Genomic DNA, 1403 nt, shown 5'->3' on the forward strand with positions numbered 1-1403 from the left:
CAGGTTCCCTGGCCGGGGGTGCTGCGCACCTCCAATTGCCCACCATGTTTTTTGACGATGATGTCGTAAGAGATTGACAAGCCCAGCCCGGTGCCTTTGCCGACCGGTTTGGTGGTGAAGAATGGCTCGAAAATGCGGTTGCGCACTTCTTCGCTCATGCCTTGGCCGGTATCCTCGATCTCAAACCAGACTCGCTTGTTCTCGGTTCCCGAACGCACGAAAATTTTGCCCTGTTGCTCGATGGCTTGGGCGGCATTGACCAGCAGGTTCATGAATACCTGGTTGATCTGGGCCGGGACGCAGTCGACCGGCGGAATCTCACCCAGTTCGCGGACAACTTCGGCCTTGTACTTCAGTTCGTTCCAGACCACGTTCAAGGTGCTTTCAATGGCGGCATTGAGGTCGGCGTGCTGATGTTCGGCCTGGTCGACGTGGGAGAAATCCTTGAGGTCCTGAACGATCTTGGTGACGCGGCTAAGGCCTTCCCGTGATTCGGCAACCAATGATGGAAGGTCTTCGCGAAGAAAGTCGAGGTCGGCTTTCTGGCGAGCCGCTGAAATAGTGTCGGGCACCCCGCTTTCGTAGGCGCTGATGACGTTGAGCAGCTGGGAAACGTAGGTTTTCAGAGTGCCCAGATTGGAGTTGACGAAGCCGACCGGGTTGTTGATCTCATGTGCGACGCCGGCCGCGAGTTGGCCGATGGCGGCCATCTTCTCGGATTGCAGCAATTGTTGTTGCGCTTCTTCGACCTTGGTTAGCAGCAGTTCCAGTTCTTTGCGGTCGTTTTCCAGTTTGATGTTGGCCTCGCCAAGCTGCAACGTGCGCTCGGTGACGATTTCCTCGAGGTGATTCTGGTACTGCCGCAGGTCGTCCTCGGCGCGGTGGCGCTCGGTCACGTCCTGCAGGGTTTCGATGGCACCGATGCGCTGCCCGTCGGCATCGCACAGCGGCGCTGCGGTAAAGAACAGCCAGCGTCCCTGTTCGCCCATGTGACGGAAGAAATCTTCACCCTCGAAGGCGCCGCCGATATTGGCTGAGCGCCGAAAATGACCGTGGTAGTAGGCGTCGAACTTTTCCTCAAGACTGCCGTCGACGATCAGATCGGCCATGACCGGACGGCTTTCCGGATAAAAAGCTTTCCACTGTCTGGTGGTGCCGACCATGTCGGCTGCCGGCAGGCCGCTAATCATCGCGCAGGCCTGATTCCAGTGGGTGATTTGATGATTGGCGTTGATGACGAAGGTCGGGACAGGGTCGCCATCGATAATCTGGGCGAGCAACTGCTGCATATTGCGTTTGCTCGCTTCGGCTCGTTGGTGTTCCGATTCGAGGAGTTTCTTTTGGGTCAGTTCGACCTGTTGCATGGCCAGCTTCAAACGCCCCTGCTCGACCAGCAGTTGCTC

General features: G+C 57.6%; 1 protein-coding gene. It reads right to left on the reverse strand.

Annotated elements, in window-relative coordinates; translation table 11 throughout:
• On the reverse strand, positions 1 to 1403 hold a 1403-nt coding region (locus ADADOO_RS17285), incomplete at both ends, for a PAS domain-containing sensor histidine kinase (protein WP_511278757.1).

This window comes from Azonexus sp. (genome assembly GCF_036170495.1).
In the GTDB taxonomy this organism is placed as follows: Bacteria; Pseudomonadota; Gammaproteobacteria; order Burkholderiales; family Rhodocyclaceae; genus Azonexus.